25 protein-coding genes and 1 tRNA gene are annotated in these 22,500 nt (G+C 73.7%); 9 read left to right on the top strand and 17 right to left on the bottom strand.

Annotated elements, in window-relative coordinates:
• Nucleotides 1-39: 39 nt before the first annotated feature.
• Genes SM452_RS19130 through SM452_RS19105 form a run of 6 tightly spaced genes read right to left on the bottom strand, consistent with a single transcriptional unit; the run spans nucleotide 40 to nucleotide 6,345 of the window.
• The gene (locus SM452_RS19130) at nucleotides 40-969 is read right to left on the bottom strand and encodes a glycosyltransferase family 2 protein (RefSeq protein ID WP_355507373.1); all 930 of its coding nucleotides are present in this window, start codon (nucleotides 967-969) and stop codon (nucleotides 40-42) included.
• Nucleotides 969-1,886 (bottom strand): glycosyltransferase family 2 protein, encoded by a 918-nt coding sequence (locus SM452_RS19125; protein WP_262014856.1) that lies wholly within the window; start codon nucleotides 1,884-1,886, stop codon nucleotides 969-971. Before SM452_RS19125 ends, SM452_RS19130 begins: the two co-directional genes overlap by 1 nt.
• Nucleotides 1,883-3,217 carry a hypothetical protein gene (locus SM452_RS19120; RefSeq protein WP_463840410.1) on the bottom strand — a complete coding sequence of 445 codons (1,335 nt, stop codon included), beginning with the start codon at nucleotides 3,215-3,217 and terminating at the stop codon, nucleotides 1,883-1,885. Before SM452_RS19120 ends, SM452_RS19125 begins: the two co-directional genes overlap by 4 nt.
• Nucleotides 3,204-4,298, bottom strand: a complete 1,095-nt coding sequence (locus tag SM452_RS19115) for a glycosyltransferase family 4 protein (RefSeq protein WP_355507378.1) — start codon at nucleotides 4,296-4,298, stop codon at nucleotides 3,204-3,206. Before SM452_RS19115 ends, SM452_RS19120 begins: the two co-directional genes overlap by 14 nt.
• Complete coding sequence (locus SM452_RS19110) at nucleotides 4,295-5,128, bottom strand: glycosyltransferase (protein WP_463840499.1); 834 nt, start codon at nucleotides 5,126-5,128, stop codon at nucleotides 4,295-4,297. Before SM452_RS19110 ends, SM452_RS19115 begins: the two co-directional genes overlap by 4 nt.
• Nucleotides 5,129-5,148: 20 nt before the next feature.
• Entirely contained in the window at nucleotides 5,149-6,345 is a 1,197-nt protein-coding gene (locus SM452_RS19105; RefSeq protein ID WP_463840409.1) for a polysaccharide biosynthesis protein, read from the bottom strand.
• Nucleotides 6,346-6,519: 174 nt separating this feature from the next.
• On the opposite strand from SM452_RS19105, the gene SM452_RS19100 reads away from it, so the two are divergent.
• Nucleotides 6,520-7,281, top strand: coding sequence for a YveK family protein (locus SM452_RS19100; RefSeq protein ID WP_262014851.1), 762 nt, complete (start codon nucleotides 6,520-6,522; stop codon nucleotides 7,279-7,281).
• Here SM452_RS19100 and SM452_RS19095 read toward each other — a convergent pair.
• Nucleotides 7,227-7,835: a dTDP-4-dehydrorhamnose 3,5-epimerase family protein gene (locus SM452_RS19095; RefSeq protein WP_463840408.1), complete on the bottom strand. Its 609-nt coding sequence runs from the start codon at nucleotides 7,833-7,835 to the stop codon at nucleotides 7,227-7,229. The two genes, SM452_RS19100 and SM452_RS19095, sit on opposite strands and share 55 nt — an antisense overlap.
• On the bottom strand, nucleotides 7,832-8,719 hold the full coding sequence (gene rfbA, locus SM452_RS19090) for a glucose-1-phosphate thymidylyltransferase RfbA (protein ID WP_262014849.1): 888 nt from the start codon (nucleotides 8,717-8,719) through the stop codon (nucleotides 7,832-7,834). The genes SM452_RS19095 and rfbA overlap by 4 nt, the downstream gene beginning before the upstream one ends.
• Before the next feature lie 86 nt (nucleotides 8,720-8,805).
• Between rfbA and rfbB the strand changes: the two genes are divergently transcribed.
• On the top strand, nucleotides 8,806-9,807 hold the full coding sequence (gene rfbB, locus SM452_RS19085) for a dTDP-glucose 4,6-dehydratase (RefSeq protein WP_463840407.1): 1,002 nt from the start codon (nucleotides 8,806-8,808) through the stop codon (nucleotides 9,805-9,807).
• Nucleotides 9,804-10,682 (top strand): dTDP-4-dehydrorhamnose reductase, encoded by an 879-nt coding sequence (rfbD, locus tag SM452_RS19080; RefSeq protein WP_402809960.1) that lies wholly within the window; start codon nucleotides 9,804-9,806, stop codon nucleotides 10,680-10,682. The genes rfbB and rfbD overlap by 4 nt, the downstream gene beginning before the upstream one ends.
• Here the strand turns inward: rfbD and SM452_RS19075 are convergent.
• Together SM452_RS19075 and SM452_RS19070 are read right to left on the bottom strand one after the other, a co-directional pair.
• The gene (locus tag SM452_RS19075; protein ID WP_262014846.1) at nucleotides 10,651-12,105 is read right to left on the bottom strand and encodes a sugar transferase; all 1,455 of its coding nucleotides are present in this window, start codon (nucleotides 12,103-12,105) and stop codon (nucleotides 10,651-10,653) included. The genes rfbD and SM452_RS19075 overlap by 32 nt on opposite strands.
• A gap of 109 nt (nucleotides 12,106-12,214) precedes the next feature.
• Nucleotides 12,215-13,282 carry an LCP family protein gene (locus tag SM452_RS19070; RefSeq protein WP_463840406.1) on the bottom strand — a complete coding sequence of 356 codons (1,068 nt, stop codon included), beginning with the start codon at nucleotides 13,280-13,282 and terminating at the stop codon, nucleotides 12,215-12,217.
• A gap of 164 nt (nucleotides 13,283-13,446) precedes the next feature.
• On the opposite strand from SM452_RS19070, the gene SM452_RS19065 reads away from it, so the two are divergent.
• Together SM452_RS19065 and SM452_RS19060 are read left to right on the top strand one after the other, a co-directional pair.
• Nucleotides 13,447-13,746 carry a hypothetical protein gene (locus SM452_RS19065; protein ID WP_262014844.1) on the top strand — a complete coding sequence of 100 codons (300 nt, stop codon included), beginning with the start codon at nucleotides 13,447-13,449 and terminating at the stop codon, nucleotides 13,744-13,746.
• 54 nt (nucleotides 13,747-13,800) lie between these two features.
• Complete coding sequence (locus SM452_RS19060) at nucleotides 13,801-14,838, top strand: expansin EXLX1 family cellulose-binding protein (RefSeq protein ID WP_355507396.1); 1,038 nt, start codon at nucleotides 13,801-13,803, stop codon at nucleotides 14,836-14,838.
• A gap of 134 nt (nucleotides 14,839-14,972) precedes the next feature.
• Here SM452_RS19060 and SM452_RS19055 read toward each other — a convergent pair whose 3' ends face one another.
• From SM452_RS19055 to bcp, 3 genes are all read right to left on the bottom strand, one after another.
• Nucleotides 14,973-15,500 (bottom strand): GNAT family N-acetyltransferase, encoded by a 528-nt coding sequence (locus SM452_RS19055; protein WP_262014842.1) that lies wholly within the window; start codon nucleotides 15,498-15,500, stop codon nucleotides 14,973-14,975.
• Between the two features lie 64 nt (nucleotides 15,501-15,564).
• Nucleotides 15,565-15,650 (bottom strand) — tRNA-Leu (locus tag SM452_RS19050).
• A gap of 101 nt (nucleotides 15,651-15,751) precedes the next feature.
• Nucleotides 15,752-16,222: a thioredoxin-dependent thiol peroxidase gene (gene bcp / locus SM452_RS19045; RefSeq protein WP_463840405.1), complete on the bottom strand. Its 471-nt coding sequence runs from the start codon at nucleotides 16,220-16,222 to the stop codon at nucleotides 15,752-15,754.
• Between the two features lie 122 nt (nucleotides 16,223-16,344).
• On the opposite strand from bcp, the gene SM452_RS19040 reads away from it, so the two are divergent.
• The 4 genes from SM452_RS19040 to SM452_RS19025 are packed head-to-tail and all read left to right on the top strand — an operon-like array spanning nucleotide 16,345 to nucleotide 19,029.
• Nucleotides 16,345-17,064: an energy-coupling factor ABC transporter permease gene (locus tag SM452_RS19040; protein ID WP_030270233.1), complete on the top strand. Its 720-nt coding sequence runs from the start codon at nucleotides 16,345-16,347 to the stop codon at nucleotides 17,062-17,064.
• Nucleotides 17,061-17,498 carry a PDGLE domain-containing protein gene (locus SM452_RS19035; RefSeq protein ID WP_262014840.1) on the top strand — a complete coding sequence of 146 codons (438 nt, stop codon included), beginning with the start codon at nucleotides 17,061-17,063 and terminating at the stop codon, nucleotides 17,496-17,498. Before SM452_RS19040 ends, SM452_RS19035 begins: the two co-directional genes overlap by 4 nt.
• Nucleotides 17,499-17,500: 2 nt before the next feature.
• Nucleotides 17,501-18,271 carry a cobalt ECF transporter T component CbiQ gene (gene cbiQ / locus SM452_RS19030; RefSeq protein WP_262014839.1) on the top strand — a complete coding sequence of 257 codons (771 nt, stop codon included), beginning with the start codon at nucleotides 17,501-17,503 and terminating at the stop codon, nucleotides 18,269-18,271.
• The gene (locus SM452_RS19025) at nucleotides 18,268-19,029 is read left to right on the top strand and encodes an energy-coupling factor ABC transporter ATP-binding protein (RefSeq protein WP_355507403.1); all 762 of its coding nucleotides are present in this window, start codon (nucleotides 18,268-18,270) and stop codon (nucleotides 19,027-19,029) included. The genes cbiQ and SM452_RS19025 overlap by 4 nt, the downstream gene beginning before the upstream one ends.
• A gap of 412 nt (nucleotides 19,030-19,441) precedes the next feature.
• Here the strand turns inward: SM452_RS19025 and SM452_RS19020 are convergent, their stop codons facing one another.
• Genes SM452_RS19020 through SM452_RS19005 form a run of 4 tightly spaced genes read right to left on the bottom strand, consistent with a single transcriptional unit; the run spans nucleotide 19,442 to nucleotide 22,381 of the window.
• On the bottom strand, nucleotides 19,442-20,530 hold the full coding sequence (locus SM452_RS19020; protein WP_463840404.1) for a hypothetical protein: 1,089 nt from the start codon (nucleotides 20,528-20,530) through the stop codon (nucleotides 19,442-19,444).
• Complete coding sequence (locus SM452_RS19015; RefSeq protein ID WP_463840403.1) at nucleotides 20,527-21,243, bottom strand: thioredoxin domain-containing protein; 717 nt, start codon at nucleotides 21,241-21,243, stop codon at nucleotides 20,527-20,529. The genes SM452_RS19020 and SM452_RS19015 overlap by 4 nt, the downstream gene beginning before the upstream one ends.
• A complete protein-coding gene (locus SM452_RS19010) occupies nucleotides 21,236-21,763 on the bottom strand; it encodes a MauE/DoxX family redox-associated membrane protein (protein ID WP_463840402.1) in 528 nt (175 codons plus the stop codon). The genes SM452_RS19015 and SM452_RS19010 overlap by 8 nt, the downstream gene beginning before the upstream one ends.
• Before the next feature lie 30 nt (nucleotides 21,764-21,793).
• Nucleotides 21,794-22,381, bottom strand: coding sequence for a sigma-70 family RNA polymerase sigma factor (locus SM452_RS19005; protein WP_463840401.1), 588 nt, complete (start codon nucleotides 22,379-22,381; stop codon nucleotides 21,794-21,796).
• Nucleotides 22,382-22,500 lie beyond the last annotated feature (119 nt).

Genomic DNA, 22,500 nt, shown 5'->3' with positions numbered 1-22,500 from the left:
AAACGTCTTTCACGTCAGCGGCCCCGCGACCGGCTCCGATCACTCCCCGGCGCGGTCCGGAGCGGACGGCAGGTCCGGAGCGGACGGCAGGTCCGGAGCGGACGGCAGGTCCGGAGTGGACGGCAGATCCGGAGTGGACGGCAGGTCCGGAGGGGACGCGACCGGCGGCACCGCCGTGCCGACCAGCCCGGCGGCCCGGCGGTGCCGGCGCGCGGGTCGCGGCAGGCCGACCAGGAACTCCGGGTACAGCCCGAAGAACGTCCGGGCGCTGCGCAGCTCCAGCGTGTGCGCGTGGGACCAGCGCACCGAGTTCGTCGCGCGGGCCCAGTGGTGGGTCCACCGCACGTCACCGAGCACCGCCACCGGCATCCCGTGCCGCCAGGCGCGCAGCCCCAGCTCGTGGTCCTCGTAGTAGAGGAAGAACCGCTCGTTCCACCCGCCCAGCTCGGTGACGTCAGCGGTCCGGCCGGCCACCGCCGCGCCCATCACCCAGGCCACGTGGCGCGTCTCGCCGGGCGCGGCCACCAGCCGGTACGAGGCGTGCAGCCGGGACAGCGGCCACACCTTCCGGTTGCCGAGCTTCGCCGTCGCGTACGGGAAACCACGCCCGTTGGCCTGCGGTGTGCCGTCGGTGCCCAGCAGTTGCGGCGCGACCAGCCCGCCGTGCGTGTCCAGGTGCCGGGCCAGCGCGTCCAGTCCGTCCGGGCGTACCTCCAGGTCGGGGTTGGCGAACAGCACGTACCGGCCGGTCGCCTGGCGCAGCGCGACGTTGTTGGCCCGGGAGAAGCCGACGTTCTCCGGCAGCCGGATCACCCGCGCGCCCAGCTCCTCGGCGACCGCCGCCGAGTCGTCGGTCGAGGCGTTGTCGACCACCAGCCACTCGTACGGCTTCGGCCCGCGCCAGCAGCGGCGCAACGTGTCCGCCGAGTGGTAGGTGACTGTCACCACGGTCCACGGCTGTGCCGTCATCACGCCCTCCGAGCGGTCAGGTAGCCGAGCAGCGACGCGAACCCGAAGCGCCGCCCGGTCCAGCGGCGGCGAGCCGCCGGCCCTTCGGCCAGCCCGCGTCCGACGCCGCGCAGGAACGGGCGCAGCAGGCCCTGCCGGACCCGCCGGGCGGCCAGCGCGAGGTGCGCGAGCGCCAGCACCGGCACCGCCACGAGCAGCAGCGGCCAGGTGAACGTGCGGGACGCGACAAGCAGCCGGTTGCGGGCCAGCAGGAACGCCCGGAACCCCTGCAACCGGGTGTCGCCGTCCACGCTGTGCCCGCCCGCGTGCGGCAGCACCACGTCCAGCGCGCGCGTGCGCAGCCCGGAGGCGTAGAGCCGGAACGCCAGGTCGGCGTCCTCGCCCCACGCGAACAGGTGCTCGTCGAAGCCGCCGAACCGCCGGTACAGCGCGGCCGGGAAGACCGCCGCGCCGCCGGACGGGCCGAGCGGTGCACGGCCGGCGGTGGACCGCCTGTCGATGAACAGCGACACCGGGTTCAGGTCGATGCCCACGTACTCGCCGCCGTGCATGGCGAGGCCGACAGCGAGCGGGGCGGCCGGGTCGGCGGCGACGGCGGCGCAGATCCGGGCCAGCGCGTCGTCCGGCAGCCACACGTCCGGGTTCAGCAGCAGCAGGTGGCTCGTGGTGACCGTCGCCGCGGCCCGGTTGCAGCCGGCCGCGAAACCCGGGTTGGTGGAGTCGGGCAGGTACGCGTACCGGTCGGCGGGCAGGTGCCCGGCGATTACCTCGGCGCACCCGTCGGAGGGCCAGTTGTCCGCGAAGACGAACCGGACCGGCAGGTCACCGGCGCTGCGGACCCAGGTCGGCAACGTCTCGGCGAGCATGCCGGCGGACCGGTAGAGGACGGTGACCACGGTGAGCCCGTCGAACGTCATGCCGTGCTCCTGCCCAGCCGGTGCAGCACCCAGAGGCCGGGCACGAGGCTCAACCAGGTCGGATAGATCAGCGGATACAGCTCGTAGACGCCGAACAGCGCGAAGTAGACGACGAACGCCCGCGCCAGCTGCCCGGCCGGCGCGCGGGAGAACTCGAACCACCGCTCGGTCGCGCCCACCGCCAGCCCCAGCGCGGCCAGGAAGAACACCGCACCCAGCGGGCCGTAGTCGAGCAGCGGGATGGCCACGAACGTCGCCGTGTTCATCAGGTACGGCTGGCTGAGCTGGGACGTCAGCCCGTACAGGTCCGCCTTGCCCACGATCGGCTCGACCCGGGAGCCGAGGAACGTCAGCGAGTACGTGCCGTACCGGGGTTCCAGGTGTTCCCGCTGCGACCACACCCGCCCGAACGTCTCGGTGGACGAACTCAGCGACAGGTCCAGCGACCCGGCGCTGCTGGTGAGCGCGTTGCTGCCGTAGCGGGCCCGGAACTCGGTCTCGAACGCGCCGGTGCCGGCCATGGTGCGCTGCCCGCCGAGGAACACCGCCGCCCCGAGCGCCAGCGCGCCGATCAGCAGCACCACAGGGGTACGCGCGGCCAGGAACGACGCGGCCCGCCCTCGGGTACGCCGGACCGACAGCGCCGCGATCAGCGCGGGCGCGATGCCCACCAGCACCGAGTTCTTGCTCGCGCCGAGCGCCGCGCCGACGGTGAAGACAGCGGTGAGCGCGTAGTAGACGGGCAGCGCCCGGCCGCGCGCGGACAACGCGCGCAGCAGCGAGACGGCCATGCCGAGCGTCCACGCCTCGGACAGCAGCCCGATGACCAGGTTCGACTGCTCGCGCAGCACCTGCCGGGCGGCGTCCGGGTTGTCGGCGAGCAGCGGCGGCACGGTTCCCCGGAACCGGATCGCCGCGGTCACCACAGCGATGCCGAGCAGCACGAACAGGTACGTCAGCAGGCGCCGCTCGGACGGCCAGGACAGCGCCGGACGGGACCGTTCGCCGTCCTCGTCCCGCCTGTCGATCAGCCGCCGGCCGGCCGCCCAGGCCAGCAGGAAGACGGTGACGTAACCGGCGAGCACCGGCAGCACGCCGCGACCGGCCCACGAGTCGTACGGGCCGGGCAGTACCCGCACGGCGAGCAGCGCGGCGGTCCAGACGGCGGCGCAGGCGGCGAGCGCCCACATCCGCAGTCGCGCGGCGAGCAGCGTGCCGACCGCCAGCGCGAGCGCGACGGCGATCCCGGCGTCGAGCGTGGCCAGCAGTGCCGCCGCGCCGAGCGCGAACGGGATCCCGACCGACCAGAGGCGTCGCTCAGCGGCTGTCACGGGCGACCGTCCGGTACAGGTCGTGCCAGGTGTCCACGCATCCGTCGAACGAGTGCCGGTCCGCGTACTGCCGGGCCAGCTCGCGCCGCCGCTCGTCCCACGCGGCCGGGTCAATGGCGGTCCGTACGGCGGCGGCCAGCGCCTGCGGCGTCAGCTCCGCCCGGTACGCGAGCACGCCGTCACCGGCGGCTGTCACCTCGGTCAGGCCGCCCGCGCCGGAGTGCACCACCGGCACACCCAGCGACATCGCCTCCAGCGCGCTGCGCCCGAACGCCTCCACCCGGGACGGCACCAGCAGGCAGTGCAGCCGTTGCAGGAACGGCGCGGCGTCCACCCGGCCGACCAGGTGCAGGTTCGGCCGCTCCTCGACGTCGACGGTGCCCGCGCCGGCCACCAGGAACTCCACGTCCGGCAGCGCCGCGGCGACGCCTGCCAGCAGGTCGGCGCCCTTCTCCCGTTCCAGCCGGCCGAGGAAGCCGACCCGGACCGGGCCGTCCGGTGCGAGGCCGCCGGTGTCGGTCACCTGCGGCCAGATGGCGGGCAGCGGGTTCGGGATCACCCGCACGTCACGGATCCGCCCGCGTACCCGAAGCTCGTGGGCCTCGAAGCCGGAGACCGCGACCGTCGCGTGCGGCCGCAGCCGCCGGAACATCAGGTCGGTGCTGATGTTTGCCTGCACCGCGGCCTTCGCGCGCAGCGTCTCCGCCGTGTCGCGGTACTGCCAGAGGCTGTTGTGCAGCGTCACCACCAGCGGCGTGCGGCGGCCCCGCACGCCCAGGCCGGCGCGGGCGTGCATCGCGGCGGAGAGCAGGTGCGCGCTCACCACGTCCGGCCGCAGCTCCTCGACGAGGGCGCGGATGCCGCGCGCGTACCCCAGGTCCACCCGCTTGGCCGCGCCCAGCGGACGCCACGGCACGCCCGCGTCCCGCAACGCCGCCGCGACCTCGTCGTCAGGGGTGGCGGCGACCACGTCGACGCCGCGGGCCGCGAGCGCCGGAAGCATCTCGATCAGGAAGCGCTCGGCGCCGCCGAGCTGCCGCCGCCCCGACCCGCCGGTGGTGCAGACGAACAGCACCCTCATCGGACGCCCATGCCTTCCAGGGCGCCGCGGGCGATCGCCCGCCGCGCCGCCCCGCCGCCCACCGCCGCCCGGGCGAGCACCCCCACTGTGTACGCGGAACAGGCCACAGTGCCCCGCCACCCGGCCAGCTCACGGCTGGCCCGGATGAACTCCCGGGTCTGCCGGCGGGAGATCTCCTCCGCGGCCCACCGCCGCTTCGCGCTCGCGTCGTCCTCGTGCGTGACGACGGCGTCCGGCAGGTACGCCAGGCGCAGCCCGAGCCGCCGCACCGCCCAGCACAGCCGCAGGTCCTCGGAGTAGAAGAACGACGACTCGTCCACCCCGCCGATCCGGTCCAGCGTCTCCCGCCGGATCGCCACGAACGGCCCGGAGAGCCAGTCGCCACGCTCCGGTGGCGCCACGATCCGCAGCCTCGGGAACACCAGGCTGAGCCCGGTGGCGTGCGCGACGCCGGTGCCCACTGTGAGGAACCGGCCGGCCGCGGTCTGGTCCCGGCCGGTCGCGTCCAGCACCTTCGGGAACGCCGCGCCCACAGCCGGGTCGTCCAGTTCGGCCGCCAGCCGCTCGATCGCGCCCGGCCGCACCAGGATGTCGTTGTTGGACAGCACCACCCGGGACCGGGTGCTGTGCCGGACGCCGAGGTTCATGCCCTTGGCGTAGCCGAGGTTCGTCTCCGAACGCACGTACCGCGCGCCGGTCTCGGCGCACATCGCCCGCAACTTGTCGCTGATCTCGGCGGCGCTGCCGTTGTCCACCACGACGGCTTCCACACCCTCGGGCAGCGAGCGGACGCAGCCGTCGGTGCGCTCGAAGTCTTCCCAGGTCAACACGACGATTGAGACGTCCACCGCTAGGCCATCCGATTGACGAGGAGGTGCGTGGACCGCTGGAGTCGCTGCCGGGTGCGCAACGCGTAGACGCCGTAGGCGACAGACGACGCGACCGCGGCGCCGAGCGCGCCGGCCCACGGGATGAGCAGAACGTACAGCACGACCGACACCGACATGGTGACCAGGGCCACGGCGGTGGTGGCCTGCTCGCCCGCGCGCTTGAGCAGCGCCGCGCTCCACGTCTTGCCGGCCGACAACGCCAGCGTCCCCGGCAGCAGGAGCAGCCCGAAGATCCAGGCGTCGTGGTAGTCGGGCGCCAGCACGCCGAGCACCGCCAGGCCGATCACGGCGAGCGCGGCGATCGGCAGCGCCGACCTGACCACGTCGCGGCCGTGGTCGCCGATCGCGTCCGGGTCGCGTTCGGCAAGGATCCGCTGCGCCCGTACCACCGCGCCGGACTGCGCGAACTCCAGCGCCGCCACCGCCAGCGCGAACACGCCGAGCGCACCCGCGCCGGCGAAGCGGGCCACCAGGACCTGGCTCAGCCGGTACGTCAGCATCTGCGCGCACACCCCGACGTGCAGCCGGCCCACCGCGAGCAGGTCGGCGCGGTACTCCGTGCGCCCGGCCGTCGCCGCCGGCACCGGACCGAACCGCCGCGCCCAGCCCAGCACCGCCACCCCGAGCACCGTCGCGGTGGCGACCTGCACGCCCAGCCAGAGGACGCTCCACAGGCCACCGTCGAGCCGGTGGCCCAGCCACAGCAGCCCGTACCCGGCCACCAGCACCGCACCGCCGAGCGCCCGCATCGTGTAGACGAACCAGAACCGCTTCAGGCGCAGGCCGAGCGAGGCAGCAGTGTTGAACACGGTGAGCGCGCAGCCCGCCCCGATGCCGACCGGGTGGCTGCCCAGCCCGGCCAGCGTGGTCAGCAGCGCCGAGGCCAGCGCGGTGAGGCCGAGTGACACGGTCAGGATGCCGGCGATCCACAGGCGACCGCGCGACATGATCCAGCCGGCCGGGCGGGACAGCAGAAACGTGTCGACGGACAGGCCGCCGAGAGCCGCGCCCACTGTGGCGCTGACCATGTTCGCCGCGAGTTCGCCGCGTTCCGCCGCCGGCAGCGTCACCGACACCAGCGCGGCGAGGCCGGTCAGGCCCAGGGCGACCAGATAGAGACGCTCGGGGGAGACGATCCGCCGGAGCCGGCCTAACACCCGGCGCCCAGGCGCCGGCACCGGCCACGAGCCGGCCACGCGGAATCCACTCGATCTTCCCCCGAGATGCGCGGATGTGTGCGGGCCTGTTCTACCCGACATGAGCGCCGCCGCGCAATGGACCCGGCGGGCGGGTACGCCCAGGGCTCCACGACGCCGGTAGGGTGACGCGTCGTGGACCTCGCCCACTTCCGCGACACGATCGGCAGGCGGTGGCCGATCGTGCTGGCGCTGACGCTGCTGTGCGGCGCGTTCACCGGGGTCCTCGCCGAACGCCGGCCGCCGGTCTACCGGGCCGAGACCCAGATGCTCGTCACGTTCGCCGCCGAGAAGTCGGCCGAGCCCCAGCCCCGCCCGCCTGCGGACGAGGCGGGCCGGCTGATGCAGCGGCGGGTGAAGACGTACGCCACCATGATGAACACGCCCCGGCTGACCCGCCCGGTGATCGACTCGCTCGGACTGCCGTACACCACCGACGACCTGGCCGGCCGTGTCGTCGCCTCGTCCACTGTCGACTCGCTGGCGATCGACGTGGCGGTCACCGACCGGTCCGCCGGCACGGCCGCGGCGATCGCCGCCGCGCTCGCCGCCGAACTGCAACGGATCGCCGAACGTGACCTGCCGCCCGCCGGACTCGGGCTCAAGGCCCACGTCGCGGTGGTCCGGGCCGCCGCGCCGCCGCCGCGTCCCGAGCCGGTGCGGTGGCAGTGGTACGCCCTCGGCGGCGCGCTCGGCGGCCTGGCCGTCGGGGTCGGCATCGCGCTGGTGCTCGGCTACCGCAGGGCCGGCACTCCGGTGAGCGCGGACGTGCGGGCGCTCTGGGCGACGGTGGCGCGCCGCCGTCCGGCCGACGCCGTCGCGGAGCCGGCGGGTGTGCCGGGTCAGAGCGACGGCCGGGTGTCCAACGCTTCGGTGAAGGAGCGGCAGGCGTCGTAGCCGGGCAACAGGCCCGCCGCCCGCGCCTCGGCCAGGCGCGGTGCCGACGCGTCCCGCTCGGACAGCAGCGGCGTCGCCGCCGGCCAGTCGATCCCGAGGTCCGGATCGAGCGGGTGCACCGTGTGCTCGGCCGCCGGGTTGTACGTGGCGGAGCAGAGGTAGCTGAGCGTCGCGTCGTCGGTGAGCGCGCAGAACCCGTGCCCCAGCCCCTCGGCCAGGTAGACGGCCCGCCGGTCGGTGTCGTCGAGACGTACCGCCTCCCACCGGCCGTACGTCGGCGAGCCGACCCGCACGTCCACCACCACGTCCAGCACCGCCCCGCGCGCGCAGGTCACGTACTTGGCCTGCCCGGGCGGTACGTCGGCGAAGTGGATGCCGCGCACCACGTCCCGCGCCGACACGGACAGGTTGCCCTGCGCCAGCCGCAGCGGATGCCCGACCGCCTCGGCGAGCCGGTCGAAGCGGTACCACTCCAGGAACAGGCCGCGCGGGTCGCCGTGCAGGCGCGGGGTCACCTCCCAGGCACCCTCGATGCCCAGCGGACGGATCTTCACGACGCGCCCACCGTCCCGGACCGGTCGGCGAGCAGGCCCAGCAGGTACTCGCCGTAGCCGCTGCGGGTCAGCGGATGGGCCAGCATCCGCAGCCGCTCGTCGTCGATCAGCCCGGACCGCCAGACGACCTCCTCGACGCAGCCGATCTTCATGCCCTGGCGTTCCTCGATCACCCGGACGAACTCGGCGGCCTGCATCATCGACGCGAACGTGCCGGTGTCCAGCCAGGCGGTGCCCCGGTCGAGCACCGTCACCGTCAGCTCGCCCCACGCCCGGTACGTCTCGTTGATCGCGGTGATCTCCAGCTCGCCGCGGGCGCTCGGGGTCAGCTTGCGGGCGATGTCGACCACCCGGTTGTCGTAGAAGTAGAGGCCCGGCACCGCGTACCGGGACCGGGGGCGGGCCGGCTTCTCCTCGATCGACAGCACCCGGCCGGCGTCGTCGAACTCGACCACGCCGTAGTCCTGCGGGTTCGCCACCGGGTACGCGAAGACCCGCCCACCGGCCGGTTCGCGGTGCTGCGCGAGCTGCCGGCCGAGCCCGACGCCGTGGAAGATGTTGTCGCCGAGGATCAGCGCCACCGACTCCTCGCCGACGAAGTCGGCGCCGAGCAGGAACGCCTGCGCGATGCCCTCCGGGCGGGGCTGCTCGGTGTACGACAGGCGCAGCCCCCACTGACTGCCGTCGCCGAGCAGCCGCTCGAACTGGGTGCGGTCCTCCGGTGTGGTCACCACCAGGATCTCCCGCACCCCGGCCATCACCAGAGTGGAGAGCGGGTAGTAGACCATCGGCTTGTCGAACACCGGCATCAGTTGCTTCGAGACGGCCCGGGTGATCGGCCAGAGCCGGGATCCGGTGCCACCGGCGAGAAGGATTCCGCGCACCCGCGGAGACTACCCGCGACGCCGCCGCCCCCGTGGCCCGTCGACGTCCCGCCCGGGCTGCCGCTACGGCGTAGACTCCACGACCCGTGAGGGTCCTCGTCACCGGCGGCGCCGGCTTCATCGGGTCGGAGTACGTGCGGATGCTGCTGGGCGTGCCCGGCGGCGACGCGGCCGGGGTGCCGGTCGAGGGCCCGGCCGCGCTCACAGTGCTGGACAAGCTCACCTACTCCGGCAACCTGGCGAACCTGGCGCCGGTACGCGACGACCCCCGGCTGCGCTTCGTCCGCGGTGACATCTGCGATCCGGCGCTTGTCGACGAGGTGGTGCCGGGCCACGACGTGATCGTCCACTTCGCCGCCGAGTCGCACGTGGACCGTTCGATCACCGGCGCGGCACCGTTCGTCACCACGAACGTCCTCGGCACCCAGACGCTGCTGGACGCCGCGCTGCGGCACGGCGTCCGCCGGTTCGTGCACGTCTCCACCGACGAGGTGTACGGCTCGATCGACTCCGGCTCGTGGACGGAGGACTGGCCGCTGGCGCCGAACTCGCCGTACTCCGCGTCGAAGGCCGGGTCGGACCTGCTGGCGCTGTCCTACCACCGCACCCACGGCCTGGACGTCGTGGTGACCCGCTGCTCCAACAACTACGGGCCGTACCAGTTCCCGGAGAAGGTCGTCCCGCTGTTCGTGACCAACCTGCTCGACGGCGGCACCGTGCCGCTCTACGGCGACGGCGGCAACGTCCGGGACTGGCTGCACGTGCACGACCACTGCCGGGGCGTGGCGATGGTGCAGGAGAAGGGGCGGGCCGGTGAGGTCTACCACATCGGCGGCGGCACCGAGCTGACCAACCGGCAGCTCACCGAGCGGCTCCTGGCGGCGTGCGGGGCCGGCTGGGACCGGGTCGTGCCGGTCACCGACCGCAAGGGCCACGACCGCCGGTACTCGCTGGACATCAGCAAGATCAGCAGCGAGCTGGGGTACGCCCCGAGCATCGACCTCGACCGGGGCCTGGCCGAGACGATCAGCTGGTACCGGGACAACCGGGCCTGGTGGGAGCCGCTGAAGACGGCCGGCCCCGAATGACCCGGATCCTGGTCACCGGCGCGGGCGGGATGCTCGGGCGGGACCTGCTGGCCGTGCTGCGGACCCGGCCGGACCTGTCCGTCACCGCCGCCGGCCGCGCCGACCTCGACGTCACCGACACACACGCGGTCCGGGACGCGGTGGGCGGCCACGACGTGGTGTTCAACGCGGCCGCGTGGACCGACGTGGACGGCGCCGAGACGCGCGAGCGGGACGCCACCGCCGTGAACGGCGACGCGGTGGCCGCGCTGGCCGGCGCCTGTGCCGTGTCCGGCGCGCGTCTCGTGCACGTCTCCACCGACTACGTGTTCGCCGGGGACGCCACCGAGCCGTACCCGGAGGACGCCCCGACCGGCCCGGTCAACGCGTACGGGCGCAGCAAGCTCGCCGGGGAGCGGGCGGTGGCCCGGCTGCTGCCCGAGACCGGGTACGTGGTGCGCACCGCCTGGCTCTACGCCACCCACGGGCGCAACTTCGTCACCACCATGCTGCGGCTGGCGGCCGAACGCGACCGGCTCGACGTGGTGGACGACCAGCGCGGACAGCCCACCTGGTCGTACCGGCTCGCGGAGCGTCTCGTGGCGCTCGCCGACGCGGCGCTCGCCGGCGACGCGGCACCGGGGACGTACCACGGCACCGCCGCCGGCGAGACCACCTGGTACGGCCTGGCCCGCGCCGTGTTCGCCCTGCGTGGTCTCGACCCGGACCGGGTCCGGCCGACGACGAGCGACAGCTTCCCGCGCCCGGCGCCGCGCCCCCGCTACAGCGTGCTGGCGCACGGCCGGTGGGCCGCCGCGAAGCTGCCGCCGCCGGGGGAGTGGCACGCGGACCTGGCCGAGGCGTTCAGCGCCCTCCGCCCCGGAACACCTCGGTGACGGTACGCAGCACGATCTTGATGTCGAGCCAGAGCGACCAGTTCTCGACGTAGTAGTTGTCGAACCGCGCCCGGTCCGAGATCGGCGTGTCCCCGCGCAGACCGCTGACCTGCGCCAGCCCGGTGAGCCCGACCGGTACGCGGTGCCGCATCGCGTACCTCGGGTATTCCATGGAGAACTTCTCCACGAAGTACGGCCGCTCCGGCCGGGGCCCCACCACGCTCATCTCGCCGCGCAGGATGTTCCACAGCTGCGGCAGCTCGTCCAGTGAGGTACGCCGCATGAACCGCCCGATCGGCCCGACCCGCTCGTCGTGCGCGATCGACCAGGTGGTCTGCGACTCGTACTCGTCGGCCGGGCGCATCGACCGGAACTTGATCACGTGGAACGGCTTGCCGTACCGGCCGATGCGCTCCTGACGGAAGAACACGCCCCGGCCGCCGTCGAGGAACGTGGCGACGGCGCAGAGCAGCAGCAGCGGGCTCAGCACGAGCAGGGCGGTCACCGCGAACACCACGTCGGAGGCGCGTTTGAGCCGCCACCGGGGGCCGGTGAGCGTGGTGTCGCCGATCTTGACGATCGGGATGGCGCCGATGTGGTCGGGGTAGCCGCCCTGCGACCGCGAGCCCCACAGGCGCGGCACCGCCCACAGGTCACAGCGGGAACTGGCCGGGCGCAGCAGCGCCTCCATCAGGTCGGCCTCGGAGCAGTCCGGGTCCGCGATGACCAGGACCTCGCACTCCAGCATCTCGGCGAGCTTCTCCAGGTCGTCGATGGTGCCGATGAGCGGCAACGCGCCGATCCGCGGCCGCGACGGGGCGTCGACGGCGCCGACGAACCGCAGCCCGTACTGCGGGTAGCGCCGCAGCAGCCGGGCCAGCTCGCCGCCGATCGGCCCGCCGCCGATGACTATCGCGTTGTGCTCCACCCACCGGCGCTTGCGGGCCAGCAGGATGAGCCGGCTGTTCAGCGCCCGCCCGACGATCACCAGGCCGGCGGAGAGCGCGACACCGCGCATGAACCCGCTGACGTACGGCACCGAGTCGTGCCGCAACGCCGCGATGATCGCCCCCACCGCGCCGGAGGCCAGCAACCGGCCGCCGAGGCTCGGCAGTTCGTCCAGGATGCTGATGTGCCGGCGCGGCCGGTAGAGCCCGCCCGCGGCGAACAGGCCCACTGTGAGCGCGGCGTTGAACAACGTGCCACGCCAGTAGTTCTGGGTCAGCAGCAGCGGCGTGAGCAGCGCCGCGACGTCGATGGGCGCGGTCACCATCCAGGCCCGCAACCATCGGGTACGCGTCGACGCGCGCGACCCCGCGTACGGCAGCACAGTGGTCGTGTCCATGCCGCTGTCCATCGGCCTGTTCATGGCCACACCGGACGGCGGCGCGGACGGATGCTCGAACGCCGGCAGGCGTGGCATGGTCGATCCTCCCCCGTGACGCCGCCGGCCCGGATACAGAGACCGACGGCGATCGCAGGATACGAGCGACCCCGCCCCGCCGCCAGCACCGGCATGGCAGATCGACGTCCTACTTTCCGCTGATGGCGAGGATCTCGGGGACCGAGTCGCGGCGCACCGCGTCGAACAGCGTCTTCGAGCGCGCCGGATCGGGGAACACGACGCTCTCGCTGCCGACCCGGCCGGTGCCCTTGACCGGGCAGGTGAAGAACGTCAGGTTGCCGCCGCGCAGGCCCCGCATCTCCATCGCGAGATCCACCAGCGACAGTGACTTGTCGACGGCCACCGAGTCGGACGTGGCGCGGACGAACGAGTTCAGCTTGGCCGGGTTGGTCAGCACACCGCCCGAGGCGGCCTTGTCCAGGATCGCCTTGATCACCTGCTGCTGGTGCCGGATACGCGCGAAGTCGCCGTCCGGGAAGGCGTGCCGCTCCCGCGCGTAGTCCAGCGCGGCGGCCCCGTCCATCGTCTGCCGGCCCTTCTCGAAGGTCCGCGTGCCGATCAGCGAGTACTTCGTGGTGAAGCCCTTCTCCACGTCGATCTCGACACCGCCGAGCGCGTCGATGATCTCCTTGAAGCCGGCGAAGTCGACCATCGCCACGTTGTCCACCCGGACGCCGCTGAACTTCTCCACCGTCTGCACCATCAGCGGCACGCCGCCCCAGGCGTACGCGGCATTGATCTTCGCGTCGCGACCGCCGCGGCCTTCCTTCGACTTCGGGACGGCCGTCCAGGTGTCGCGGGGGATCGAGATGAGCTGGGCGCTCGACCGGTCCTTCGGCAGGTGGGCCAGGATGATCGTGTCGCTGCGCGAGCCGCCGGTGCTCTCCGGGTCGCGGGAGTCGCTGCCCAGGATCATGATGTTCATCGCGCCCTTGGCCTCGACCTGCGGCCGCGACTCGTCCGGGACGCCCTCGAAGGCGTCGACCCGCTCGATCGACTTGTCGACGGAGCGGTAGTAGAGGCCGCCGGCCAGGGCGGTGCCGCCGGTCAGCAGCACCACTACGAGCAGCACGATCAGGGCGATCCGCCGGCCCCGGCGGCGCCGGGGCGCCTTCTCCTCCACCGGCCCGCCCGGCTCCACATCGGAGCCCTGCGCGCGAGTGTCGGAATCGGTGAGCTGGTGGCGATCTGACATGCCGCGATGCTACTGATTCGCGTCGTACCGTGTGGACCCGCGCCCGGACGGTGACGCCCCGGCGGCGCGGGTCCGCCGCGGTGAGGTGGCCGGTTCCGGGCCTTGCCCCGGCCGGCTGCGGGATCGATGATAGTGAGGAATGCCACATCGACCGAGGAGTCGAGATGCAGGTCATCCACCAACCGCGGGTGGCGTGGGACGCCGCCCGGGTCATCGGCGGGGCGATCCACGACGAGCAGCTGTTCGGCTGGCTGCGTGGCGAACTCGGCGCCCTGATGGGCCCTGCGGCGGCGGTGGCCCTCGACGAGAGCCGGGACCGGGTCCGCTGGGCCGGCGACGCCCGGCTGCCGGTCGAGACCGGCGTGTGGCGCGTCCGCCTGGAGGACTCGCTGCGGCAGCGCCCCGACCTGGCCGGCGGGCTGGCCGGTGTCGTCTCCACCGCCCGTACGCTGCGCCCGGTTTAGCTTTCGCTTAGCTCGCTTGTCCCACGGCGCGCCGGTCCGGCAGCATCGACCGGCGTGACCGACGGCCCCGCACCCCACCCGCCGACCACCGGCGCCGCGCCCGGACCCGCCACCCCGGACGACCGGCGCCGCACCGCCGCACGCCGTCGCCGCCTGGCCGCCGCCGGGCTGGTCACCGTCGCCGCCGCGGTCGCGGTGACCCTCGCGGTACGCGGCGGGGCCGCCCCCGCCTGCGCCGCCCCGGCTGGGCGCGCTGCCGTGGCCGCTCTTCCGCCCGCGGTTCTGCCGCCCGGCGCTGCCCTGCCGGTGGCTGCGGCCCCGCCCGTCGGTGGCGCGACGCACAGCGGCAAGGCCACCTTCTACGACTCCGAGGGTGCCGGTGGCAACTGCTCCCGGCCCGCCGCGCCCGCCGACCGGATGTACGTCGCGCTCGGCCCGAGCGAGTACGCCTCCGGCGCCTCCTGCGGCGGCTTCCTCGACGTCACCGGCCCACGCGGCACCGTCCGGGTGCTCGTGATGGACCAGTGCCCGGAGTGCGCACCAGGCCACCTCGACCTGTCCGCCGAGGCGTTCGCCCGGATCGCCGATCCGGTGCAGGGAGTGGTGAAGGTCAGCTACCGCGCGGTGGTGAACCCGAGGCTGCCCGGCCCGCTCACCTTCCGGATGAAGGAGGGCTCGTCGCAGTGGTGGTTCGCCGTCCTGGTCGGTGACCACGGCAACCCGCTGCGCTCGGTCGAGGTTCGGCAGAACGGTTCGTGGCGGGCGGCGCAGCGGCAGGACTACAACTACTGGCTGATCCCGTCCGGGGCCGGTCCCGGCCCGTACGAGATCCGGGTCACCGACGTGTACGGCCACCGCGTGACGGCCACCGGCGTCCGGATGCTCCCCGGCCAGGTGCAGCGCAGCAAGACCCGCATGTACGGCGCCGATCCCGCCACCCCCAGGCCGACCCCGAAGAAGCCGACCCCGACGCCCAGAACCTCCACCCCAAGCCCTTCCACCCGCACAACGTCGCCGGCCCCCGCCCCCGCCCCGGTGGACCCCGTCGTGCAGGCAGCCGCCGCCCTTCCCACCCAAACCCCCTGTTCCTGACCCGCCCCCACCTCGTTGATCTTGCACTTGCGGCCCTCGACATGCCCTGAATGCGGCTTTTGCGGGGGCGGAAAGTGCAAGATCGGCGGGGCAGGCTAGGGCGGGGCGGGGCAGGGCGGGGTGGGGTGGGTGGGTCAGGGGGAGGTGGGGAGGTCCAGCCACATGAGGATCTCGTCGCGGGCGTCGGTGGGGGACAGGCGCAGTGCGGCGGGGAGGCGGCCGATCTCGCGGTAGCCGAGGCGCTTGTAGAAGCGGTCCAGCCCCAGGCCGTCGCGGACCGTCACGTGCAGCGCCGTCAGGCCGAGGCCGCAGGCGATCCGCTCGGCCTCGCGCATCAGCGCCGCGCCGTGGCCGCGTCCCTGCGTGTCCGGGTGCACCATGACGCGCTTGAGCACCCGCCAGTGCGTCTTGAGGTGGAACCGGTTGTCGGCGATGACCAGCACCGCGACCAGCTTCTCGCCCTCGTAGCCGGCGAGCAGCCGGTCCGGCCCGTCCGCCACCTCGTCGAGCGTGGAGGTGGCGAGCGGGCGTACGTCGTCGGCCGTCACCGGGGCGACGAAGCCGACGGCGCCGCCGGCGTTCGTCACGTCCACCCAGAGCGCGATGATCTGCTCGCGCAGTTCGGGAGTCAGGTCGGGGTCGAGTACGAAGCGCAGGTCCACGACGCCATCCTGCGCGTGACGACGTGGCCCGGACCCGCGTTCGTGATGCGGGTGACACAGTTGATGGTGCGGGAGGGGGGTTTCGAACCCCCACGTCCTCTCGGACACAGGCTCCTAAGGCCTGCGCGTCTGCCGTTCCGCCACTCCCGCCGGCCCGCTGAGTTTAGAGCGTCGCGCCGGAGCCGTGTGTACTCCGGGCCGCGACCGGCCGCGACGCGACGAGCCGCGACGAGGCGGCCCGTCCGGCGACCTCAGTCGAGGCCGAGGTCCCGGCGCAGCTTGGCGACGTGGCCGGTGGCCCGCACGTTGTAGAACGCCTGCTCGATCTTGCCGTCCTCGTCCACCACGAACGTCGAGCGGATCACGCCGGTGACGGTGCGGCCGTACATCTGCTTCTCGCCGAACGCGCCGTACGCGGTCAGCACCGCCTTGTCCTCGTCGGAGACCAGCGGGAACGTGATGGCGTCCCGGTCGCGGAACTTGGCGAGCTTCGCGGGCTTGTCCGGCGAGACGCCCACCACCTCGTAGCCGACGGCCTGGAGGGAGGCGAGCGAGTCCCGGAAGTCACACGCCTGCTTCGTGCAGCCGGGCGTCATGGCGGCCGGGTACGCGTACAGGATGACCTTGCGGCCGCGCAGGCCGGACAGGGACAGCGTGCCGCCGTCGTCGGTGGGGAGGGTGAAGTCGGGGGCGGGGTCGCCGGGCTTGAGGCGGTCGGTCATGGCGGTGACGATACCGCCGGGCCGGTACGGTCGGCGGGCGGCGACGCGCGGGCGCGGTGACGGGCACCATGTGCAGTTGCAAGATATTGGCAACAGTGCCTTCCTGGAAATACGCTGAGCGCGTGGACACCCTGGCGATGCACATCTCCAACGGGATCATCAACGGTCCGGTCGCCGCGATCTTCGCGGCTCTCGCCCTCGCCGCGCTCGCCTTCTGCGTGCTGCGGGGCCGCGCCGACCTCGACGACCGGCTGGCCCCGATGGCCGGGCTGGTGGCGGCGTTCATCTTCGCCGTGCAGATGCTCAACTTCCCGATCTTCACCGCCGGGGTCAGCGGTCACCTGCTCGGCGGGGCGCTGGCCGCGCTGCTCGTCGGCCCCTGGGTCGGCGCGCTCTGCGTCGCCGTGGTGCTCATCGTGCAGGCGCTGGTCTTCGGTGACGGCGGGGTGGCGATGCTCGGCCTCAACATCACCAACATGGCGCTGCTCGGCACCGCCGCCGCGTACCTGCTGATCGCGCTCCTGCTGCGCGTGCTGCCGCGCACCCCGGCCGGCCTGGCGGTCACCGCGTTCGTGTCCGCGCTGGTCAGCGTGGTGGTCGCGTCCCAGGGCTTCGTCCTGCAGTACTGGCTGGGCGGCACCACCGACCTCGGCGGCAACCTCACCGGCCTGGCCGGCACCATGGCCTTCGCCCACCTGCTCATCGGCATCGGCGAGGGCCTGATCACCGCGACCACTGTGGTCACCGTCGCCAAGGTCCGGCCCGACCTGGTGTACGCGCTGCGCGCCCTCAAGCCGGCCACGCCGGCTCCCGCCGTCCCGGTCGCCGGAGGTGCCCGATGAGCAAGCGTCACTGGCCGTTCCTGCTCGGCGGCCTGCTGGTGGCCCTGCTGCTGGCCGGCGTGGTCAGCAACTACGCCTCCTCGCACCCGGACGGGCTCGACTCGTCGCTGCTCAAGGGCTGCACCGTCAACGCCGACGACGAGATCACCGGCGGCAGCTGCCCGGCCCAGCAGGCCAAGGACCACGAGCTGGCGGACAGCCCGCTCGCCGACTACGGCGTCCGCGGCATCGGCAACGACTTCCTCTCCACCGGCCTGTCCGGCGTACTCGGCGTGCTGCTCACCTTCGCGCTCGGCGGCGGCCTGTTCTGGCTGGCCCGCCGCCGCGGCCCCGCCACGCCCGTCACGTCCGCCGGGCCCGGGGCGCCTGACACGACCACCGCGACCACCGACCCGGCGGGCGACGCAGCGACCCCGTCCACCGGCACCCGCTGACCATGGGCGCCGGGCACGCGCACGTCCTCTACCGCGAGTCCGGCTCGCCGGTGCACCGCCTCCCGCCCGAGGTGAAGATCGCCGCGATGGTGCTGTTCACCATCGCGGTGGTGGCGACGCCCCGGGAGGCGTACTGGGCCTTCGGCGGCTACGCGCTCCTGGTCGCCGCGGTGGCCGCGCTGGCCCGGGTCGGCCCGCGCTGGCTGCTCAGCCGGGCACTGATCGAGCTGCCGTTCGTGCTGTTCGCGTTCGCGCTGCCGTTCCTCGGGGCGGGGGAGCGGGTCGAGGTAGCAGGGCTCGCCCTGTCCGTCGACGGGCTGCACGGCGCGTTCAACATCCTCGCCAAGGGCACGCTCGGCGTACTCGCGTCGCTCCTGCTGGCGGCGACCACGACGACGCGTGACCTGCTGCTCGGCCTGGACCGGCTGCGGTGCCCACAGATCCTCACCCAGATCGCCACGTTCATGCTGCGCTACCTGGAGGTGCTCGTCGGCGAGGCCCGCCGGATGCGCGTGGCGCGGGTGTCGCGCGGCGACGACCCACGGTTCCTGTGGCAGTTGCGCGGCTTCGCGGCCGGGGTCGGCGCGCTGTTCCTGCGCGCGTTCGAGCGCGGCGAGCGGGTCTACCTGGCGATGCTCTCGCGCGGCTACACCGGCCGGATGCCGGCGGTGTGGCAGGGGGCCGGCGCGGCCACCGCCGGCCAGTGGGCGGCCGCCGCGACCGTGCCGGCGATCGCGGCCACCATCGCCGCCGTCGCGCTCGTCCTGCAATGATCGGGTACGTGCAGCAGCCGCCCTCCCTCGACGTCAACGGCGTCCGGTACGCGTACCCGGACGGTCACGTCGCCCTGCACGGCGTGGACCTGACCGTGCCGCGCGGCGATCGGGTGGCGCTGCTCGGGCCCAACGGCGCCGGCAAGACCACGCTCGTGCTGCACCTCAACGGCATCCTCACCCCGACCGAGGGCACGGTGACCGTCGGCGGCCTGACCGTCAGCCGGGACCGGGACACGCTGGCCGAGGTACGCCGCCGCGTCGGCATCGTCTTCCAGGACCCGGACGACCAGCTGTTCCTGCCCACAGTCGCCGAGGACGTGGCGTTCGGCCCGGCCAACCTGGGCCTGCGCGGCGCCGAGCTGGCCGCCCGGGTCGACGAGGCGCTCGCGGCGGTCGGCATGAGCGAGCATCGGGACCGCGCGCCGCACCACCTGTCGTTCGGGCAGCGGCGCCGGGTGGCGGTGGCGACGGTGCTGGCCATGCGCCCGGAGATCCTGGTGCTGGACGAGCCGTCGTCGAACCTCGACCCGGCCGCCCGCCGCGAGCTGGCGGAGATCCTGCGCTCCCTGCCGGTGACGCTGCTCATGGTCACGCACGACCTGCCGTACGCGGCCGAGCTGTGCCCCCGCTCGGTGATCCTGGACGGCGGCCGCATCGTCGCCGACGCCCCCACCGCCGACCTCCTGTCCGACGAGGCGCTGCTCACGGCCCACCGCCTGGAGCTCCCCTACGGCTTCGCCCCCCGCCCCACCTGACCCGGCCCTCGCCTCTCCCGCCCTCTCCGCCGTGAGTGCGGCGGGAGTGGAACGTGATGGGTGTGTCGGGGGCGGTTTGACACCCGTGGTGTTCCACTCGTGCGTGCCCGGGGCGCTCGCAGCGCTCGGTGATCTTGCCATTGGGGCCCTCGAGATGTCGTGAACGCCTTGGATGCCGGGGCGGAATATGCGAGATCGCGGGGGTTCAGGTGGGCACTAGTTCCTCGTTCGGGCTGGTTGTTGTGGCGAGCGTCCTCCCGTTATGCGAGATTGGCGTTTCGCATCGTGGGAGCAGTGGAGATCTTGGTAGGAAAGGGCCCCTATGGGGGCCGTTTGGTACCAAGATCTCGCCGAGGGCCGGGGACGCTTGACAACCTCCACTCACAGATCGCCAGGGCGGGGCGGGGCGGGGTCAGGGCGTGGGGGTTGGGTGGGGGGTGGCGCGGGCTGCCCTCGCGGCGGTGCGCAGGCGCAGCAGTCCTGCCGCGACCGCGCCGGCGCCTGTCGCCAGGCCGACCACCACGAGCACCCGCACCAGCGTGGCCGGGCCGGCGGCCGGGGGGATCGCGCGGGACAGCGCGGCCAGGTTCGTCGCCCCGGCGAACAGCGTGAGGCAGGCGCCTGCGAGCGCCAGCACGAAGTCGGCGGCCGGGCGGCGGGCCAGCGCGAACCCGCCCGCGGCGAGCGCGCCGAGCCCGGTGAGCAGTGTCCACACCTGGCCGGTGACCAGCTCGGCGAGCGTTCCGCCGACGCCGGGCGCGCCGGTGTCCAGCGCGCGGGCGACGGTGAGCGCCACCGTGGCGGCGCCGCCCAGGGCGAGCAGCGCGCCCACCGCGCGCAGCGCCCGCACCCCGGCGGCGGTGCCACCAGGTGCCAGCCCGGCCGCGCCGATCAGCAGGAAGCCCAGCGTGGCGGCAACCCACCAGGGGTACGGGTCGGGCGGCGGCACCCAGTCCAGCGTGCCGCGTACGGCTCCGGTGGTGTCACCGGCGCGCAGCGGCACCGCCCAGTCGCGTACCCGGTGTTCCCGGTCCGGGTCGGCGGCGACGGCGGCCGGCGGAGCCTCCTCCCGCCACAGCGTGCGCTGGTCGTGCCAGCGGGCGGTGGGGCCGTCGTCGATCCGCCGCCAGTCGGGCGCGGCGGCCGGGTTCGCCTCGGCCGGCAGCCGGGTCTCCCCGGCCAGCGTCCGGTTCAGGTACGTGGCGGGGGAGCGGGTGTTCTCGTACACGCCGCCCGGGCCGATGCGCAGGTACGGCTCACCGGAGTAGCCGAGCACGGTGACCTCGGCGCCGGTGTCGTTCGTCAGCTCCAGTCGTGCGCCGGCCTCCACCATGCGCGCGGTGAGGCCGGGCCGATCCGGGTCGACGCCGCTGATCGTGGCGCGGTAGTCGGTGCCGTCGGGCGCGTCCGCGCCGTGTGCGGCGGCCGGCGCGGCGAGCGTGAGCACTGCGGTGGCCGCGACGGCGAGCACCAGCGCGGCCCGGCGCAGGGGTGCGATCACTTGCCGGCCGCCTCCACCGCCGACTTGAGCCCTTCGGGGCTGCGGTCCTGGAGCTCGCTGCCGTTGACCTTGATGGTCGGGGTGCTGGTCACGCCGGACTTGCTCGCCTCCTCGGTGACGTGCTCGGTCCACGACCGGTACGTGCCGTCGGAGACGCAGGAGGCGAACTCGTCCCGGTTCAGTCCGACGCCCGCGCCGATGTCGACGAGTTCGTCGTTGCTGAGCCCGGCGCCGCCCTCCGGCGGCTGCTTGGCGAAGAGCTGGTCGGTGAACTCGCGGAACTTGCCGCCCTGGGCGGCGCAGCCGGAGGCGGCCGAGGAGCGGGTCGAGTATTCCGTGGTGGAGAAGCGGTTCAGGAACGCCACCGGGTGGAACACCAGCTTCGCCTTGCCCTCACTGACGAGCTGGTTGAGCGTCTCGCCGTTGACCTGCTGGAACTGCTTGCAGGCCGGGCAGAGGTAGTCCTCGTACAGGTCGATGGTGACCGGCCCGGTGCCGAGCACGATGCCGGTGCCGGCGTCGTTGGCCCCGGGCGGGGCGGTGAACTCGTCGGACTTCTGGCTGGAGTAGACCGCCCAGCCGATGCCGCCGGCGATGACGAGCACCAGCACCGCGGCGATCGAGGTCCAGAGCGTCCGCTTGCGCCGCTTCTCCCGGGCGATCTGCTCGCGTACGACCCGGGCCGCGTCCTTGCGCCCCTTGCGACTACTCATCGGTGTCCTCCACGGTGTCGTCGCCCGCCAGCCACCCGTCCACGGAGAACGGGGTGCGGGGCCAGATCAGCAGGAACCCGGCGAGTACCAGGAACCCGAGGTCCCGGAGGATCTCCGGGAGGTAGCTGGGCGTCTGGCCGGCGGCGAGCTGCCCGCCGCTGCCGAAACACCCGCAGTCGATGGCCAGGCCACGGGCCCAGGCCGAGGCGATGCCGGCGATGAAGACCACGAGCAGCGCCGCTGAGACGCCGGCGCTGATCCGGGTGGCGAGCCCGGCGAGCAGCAGGACGCCCAGGGCCAGCTCGACGAACGGCAGCGCCGCGCCGATCACCGTGGCCACGTCGTACGGCATCACCTGGTACGCGTTCACGGCCCGGCCGGAGGCGGCAAGGTCGCCGACCTTGGTGCCACCGGCGATCAGCCACACGGCGGCCAGTCCGAGGCGGGCCGCGACGCCGAGCCAGGGCCGCAGGGCCGGCCAGCGGCCGTCCCGAGGTGAGGGGGAGGGGGTCACAGTCATTCGTCGTCCGAGCGCCACGAAAGGTTCCCGCTATCCGGCCAACGTGTCGCCGACGGCGTCGACCAGTTCGTCGCGGGCGCGGGCGACCCGGGAGCGGATCGTGCCCACCGGCACCCCCTCCACGTCGGCGGCCTCGGCGTACGACAGGCCGAGCAGTTGGGTGAGCACGAACGCGGAGCGCCGCTCGGCGGGCAGCCGGCGGACCAGGTCGGTGGCGCCGAGCTGCCCGGCCGGGTCCGGGTACGGGCGGTCGGTGGCGGCCTGGGCGGCGAGCCGCGCGTCGAGCCGGCGGCGGCGCACCACTGTGCGCAGGTGGTCGGCGCAGGCCCGCCGGGCGATGCCGAGCAGCCAGGTCCGCACGCTGGAGCGCCCCTCGAAGCCGGGCAGCGCCCGGAACGCCCGCAGGTACGTCTCCTGGGTGAGGTCGTCCGCGGTGTCCGGGTCGACGAGCGCGGCGGCGAAGCGCCACACCTCGGCCTGGGTGGCCCGGACGAAGGCGGCCTGCGCGTCGCGGTCGCCGTCGCGGGCGGCCAGCGCCCAGCCGGTGGCCGCGTCCCGGGCAGCGTCGGACGCCGACTCGGGGCGGTCGGCGGCGGGGTCGCGCGGGCCGGGGATCACGTCACCCGAGGTTACGCGGCGTACCTGGAGGGGACAGGGTCCTTCGACCCATTCCGTGGTCCCGCACACGCCGGGAACTTTTCCCGCCCACCGTCCGACTACCCTCCCATGACCTCCGA

The sequence above is a fragment of the Micromonospora sp. SYSU B005 genome, from assembly GCF_055362685.1.
The sequence above is the reverse complement of the archived record's forward strand: the minus strand, read 5'-3'. Positions and strand labels throughout refer to the sequence as shown.